This window comes from uncultured Empedobacter sp. (genome assembly GCF_937930195.1).
Classification (GTDB): Bacteria; Bacteroidota; Bacteroidia; order Flavobacteriales; family Weeksellaceae; genus Empedobacter; species Empedobacter stercoris.
Genome location: NZ_CALGVK010000087.1, coordinates 1 through 3,929, shown reverse-complemented (window position 1 = coordinate 3,929; position 3,929 = coordinate 1). Strand labels below are relative to the sequence as shown.

Here is a 3,929-nt window from a genome sequence, read left to right as displayed (position 1 = left end):
ATCTTCTTTTCTCGAGAGCGGAATATCATATCTCATTTTTCGAAAAACATTAATCAAGGTCACCACATCTTTTTCACAGTAATCTTTAATGCGTTCGACATTATTTTCGTCATAATAAACCTTTGCGACCTGCGAACCATCTATATCATCTTTTGGCGTAGGAATTTCGAATACATTGGCTAATAAATCCAACGATGTATAATTTTTATAATCGCCAAATTTCCATAATTCCATGGTATCTAAATGCTGAACTTCCCAAGGTTTTTTGCCAAATAATTGTAGAATTGCAGGAATTTCAATTTGATTAATCATCATTCGGCGAGCGATGTAAGGAAAATCAAATTCTTTTCCATTATGTGCACATAATAGATGATCTGGTTTGAAAAAATTTTCAATTAACATCGAATTAAAATCTTCTAACAATTTCTTTTCGTCGTGTCCATAGAAGCTTTTGATGTGAATAAATGAATCTTTGACAACAATCCCTACAGAAATACAAACAATTTTACCAAATTCAGCCAAAATGCCTGCACGTTCATGGTAAAATTCTTCTGGAGAAATTTCATTATTATTACGTTGATAAGCTGTTTTCTTTTCCCAAAGCGCTTTTGTTCTGTCTGATAAAAGGTTCCAATCATCTGTTTGTGGAACCGTTTCGATGTCTAAAAATAATATTTTACTGTAAGGAATTCGTTGGATCATTTTCTTTTATTTTTTGATTAATACGCATCGCTTCGTCAACTAATCGATAAACATCACCATCGGCTATTGGATGGTTATTTGGAAGATCATTATGTGTTTTCCCTGTTCGGGCAATTACTATTTTTTCTGACGGAATTACAATGACACGTTGTCCCAAATGTCCTAACATTGCATAAAAAGGTGTCTTGTAATCGTAATCCATCCAAACAGAATAACCATAAATTTTTGGTTCATTTGGTTCGAACGCTTTTTTGTTTGGTAAAACCATTTTCTGTACAAATGTAGAATCTAAGATCTGTTTTCCATACCAATTTCCATCATTCAGTAACAATTGTCCAAGCTTTGCAAAATCGCGAGTTGTCGCATTGAAACAACAGTAGGTCTTTTCCATTCCCTTTGGATTGTCTTTGGACCATTGTGCATCCATTTCCATTCCCATAGGTTGCCAAAACTCTTCTTGGAAATATTGCGATAACGATTTATTTTCAATAGCACGTTCAATAACGATTCCTAATAATTGTGTATCACTCGACTGGTATTTAAAATGTTTTCCTGGTTGAGAAACAAATTTTCGATCTAACATTTGTTTCACAATATCATCTCCATAATACGCTTTTGCAGTAGGATTAAGAGGAAAATAATAATCTTCATCCCAATCATATCCTGATGTCATAGCAGATAAATCGCCAATTGTACATTGCGAACCAAATCGATCATCTTTAAATTCTGGAATAAAATCAGTGATTTTTTGATCTAAGCTTTTGATGTAACCTTGCTCTATTGCTTTTCCTAACATCATTGTCGTAAATGTTTTTGCCATCGAAAACGAATTGGTAATATCATTTTGTGCATAACCGTTAAAATAATATTCGCTCAGAATCTGATGATCTTTGATGATAACAAATCCAGCTGTACCAAAATCTTTCATCTCTTTTTCAAAGTTAACTGACAAAGGAAATTGATTATAATCCAAATGTTGATGCCAAACTCGCGGAGAACCTGCCAAAATTACATTATTGTCAAAATCTTTGTAGTCATTTATATTAGCTGTTTTTTCACCTTTCATATAAGTTAATTTTACACCACGAAAAATGTAATCATTCCCTGTTGCATAAAGAGTTAGAATTAATACGCAAATGATTATAATGAACCATTTTATTATTTTCCAAAGTATTTTCATCTCAAAAAATTATAATCTTTTACTAAAATAAGCTTTTACTATTAAATAATGTTAAAATTCTATCACTTCGGAATCGTTTTTGTAGAGTTAATATGTATCTTTATACGAGAAAATAAATCTAAAAAATAAATATTATGGCTTTTGAATTAGCAAAATTACCTTATGCATTTGATGCATTAGAACCTCATATTGACGCAAAAACAATGGAAATTCACCATGATAAACACCATGCTGCGTACACAAATAACTTAAATGCCGCTATTGAAGGAACTGATTTAGCAAATGCTACAATCGAAGAAATCTTAGCTAAAGGTACAGATAAACCAGCTGTTCGTAACAATGGTGGTGGGTTTTACAACCACAATTTATTTTGGGAAATTTTAACTCCAGGTGGAGCGAAACAACCAACTGCTGAAGTTGCTGAAGCAATTAATGCTGCTTTTGGATCTTTCGAAGCTTTCAAAGATGAATTTGCTAAAGCTGCTGCAACACGCTTTGGTTCTGGATGGGCTTGGTTAATCGTAAAAGATGGTAAATTAGTTGTAACATCAACTCCAAATCAAGATTCTACTTTGATGCCAGTTGCTGATGTACAAGGATTCCCTGTTTTAGGATTAGATGTTTGGGAGCATGCTTATTACTTAAACTACCAAAATCGTCGTCCTGATTATATCGAGGCTTTTTTCAATGTAATTAACTGGGATAAAGTTGCAGAAAGATTTGCATCTGCTAAATAATAAGGTTTAAAATTTTAAACAATATAAGACTTGTGTAGAAATACGCAAGTCTTTTTTTATCTTTGGAAAATGGGAATAATTATTTTAGAGAATATAAAAATTTATTCGAATCACGGATGCTTAGAAGAAGAAGCAAGAATTGGTTCGGATTATTTGGTTGATTTGGAAGCACATGCCGATTTTACAAAAGCATGTGATTCGGACGAGTTAGTTGATGCCTTGGATTATGTATCCTTAAATAAAATTGTAAAGGAAGAAGTGGGTGTTCGATCTAAATTGTTAGAACATGTTTGTAAAAGAGTATTAGATCGTATAGGTCAAGAACTTACGAATGTGACTTATGCTAAAGTAAAATTGTCTAAGCTGAATCCTCCTATTGGTGGGCATGTAGAAAAAGTAAGTATTATTTTAGAAAAAACATATTAAAGTTTTTTTTTCTGAAAATATTACTATATTTGCAGTCCAAAAGAACGGGAATGGTTCCTTGACCGAGAGGCTAGGTAGCGGTCTGCAAAACCGTCCACAGCGGTTCGAATCCGCTAGGAACCTCAAAAGCTTTAATCAATTTGATTAAAGCTTTTTTTATTTTCCGAAAACTTATTACATAAACAACACCAAACTCACAGCCATCACAAACATACCGATAACGATACCGTAAGTAGATAATTTTTTTCCGGCATATTCTTTAGCAGTTGGAATTAGTTCATTAATCGAAATATACACCATCATTCCAGCAACACTTGCGAAGATTGCTCCGAAAATTGATTCATCAAAGAATTGCAAAAGGACAAAATATCCGATTAAAGCGCCAATTGGTTCTGTTAATCCTGAAAGAAAAGAATACCAAAAAGCTTTCTTTCTATTTTTTGTTGCATAATATATAGGTATCGCTACTGCGATTCCTTCTGGAATGTTATGTATGGCAATTGCGGCAGCGATTGAAATGCCGTAGGTAGGATTTTCTAATGCAGAAAGAAAAGTGGCTAAACCTTCAGGGAAGTTGTGAATAGATAATGCCAAAGCAGAAAACATTCCTAATCGTAAAAGTTTTTGATCGGTTGTTTCTGTTTTATTTTCTTCGTGGTGATGATGTGGTAAAATTTTATCAATTAGAATAATAATTAATATTCCTATAAAAAATCCCAATAAAGTATAACTGTAACCTAACTTTTCTCCAAAAACAGCGGATAAAGATAATCGTGCTTTTGTTAAAATTTCTACAAAAGATACATATAGCATTACTCCAGCAGAAATCCCTAACATCACACCTAAAAATTTTGGATTGAATTTTTTGTACAATAAACACAAAA

The 3,929-nt window shown here is 32.7% G+C and carries 5 protein-coding genes and 1 tRNA gene; 3 read left to right on the top strand and 3 right to left on the bottom strand.

Features of this window, described 5'->3' with window-relative positions; all coding sequences use genetic code 11:
• Together Q0616_RS05540 and Q0616_RS05535 are read right to left on the bottom strand one after the other, a co-directional pair.
• A partial coding sequence (locus tag Q0616_RS05540; RefSeq protein WP_298775679.1) for a 3'-5' exonuclease occupies window positions 1–702 on the bottom strand: 702 nt, incomplete at its 3' end.
• Complete coding sequence (locus tag Q0616_RS05535; protein WP_171622715.1) at window positions 677–1,882, bottom strand: serine hydrolase; 1,206 nt, start codon at window positions 1,880–1,882, stop codon at window positions 677–679. The genes Q0616_RS05540 and Q0616_RS05535, both read right to left, overlap by 26 nt.
• 134 nt (window positions 1,883–2,016) lie before the next feature.
• On the opposite strand from Q0616_RS05535, the gene Q0616_RS05530 reads away from it, so the two are divergent.
• The 3 genes from Q0616_RS05530 to Q0616_RS05520 all read left to right on the top strand — a co-directional run bounded on the left by Q0616_RS05530 (window position 2,017) and on the right by Q0616_RS05520 (window position 3,168).
• Complete coding sequence (locus Q0616_RS05530) at window positions 2,017–2,619, top strand: superoxide dismutase (protein WP_210766892.1); 603 nt, start codon at window positions 2,017–2,019, stop codon at window positions 2,617–2,619.
• A 69-nt stretch (window positions 2,620–2,688) separates the two neighbouring features.
• Window positions 2,689–3,045 (top strand): dihydroneopterin aldolase, encoded by a 357-nt coding sequence (gene folB, locus Q0616_RS05525; RefSeq protein WP_171622714.1) that lies wholly within the window; start codon window positions 2,689–2,691, stop codon window positions 3,043–3,045.
• A 52-nt stretch (window positions 3,046–3,097) separates the two neighbouring features.
• Window positions 3,098–3,168, top strand: a tRNA-Cys gene (locus tag Q0616_RS05520).
• A 51-nt stretch (window positions 3,169–3,219) separates the two neighbouring features.
• Here the strand turns inward: Q0616_RS05520 and zupT are convergent.
• Window positions 3,220–3,929 (bottom strand): zinc transporter ZupT (gene zupT, locus Q0616_RS05515; protein ID WP_298775670.1); only part of this gene is annotated, 710 nt, incomplete at its 5' end.

Excerpts from the sequence above, each read along its gene's own strand:
- Q0616_RS05530 (WP_210766892.1), top strand. The coding sequence starts at position 2,017 with ATGGCTTTTGAATTAGCAAAATTACCTTATGCATTTGATGCATTAGAA.
- folB (WP_171622714.1), top strand. The coding sequence starts at position 2,689 with ATGGGAATAATTATTTTAGAGAATATAAAAATTTATTCGAATCACGGA.
- Q0616_RS05535 (WP_171622715.1), bottom strand. The coding sequence starts at position 1,882 with ATGAAAATACTTTGGAAAATAATAAAATGGTTCATTATAATCATTTGC.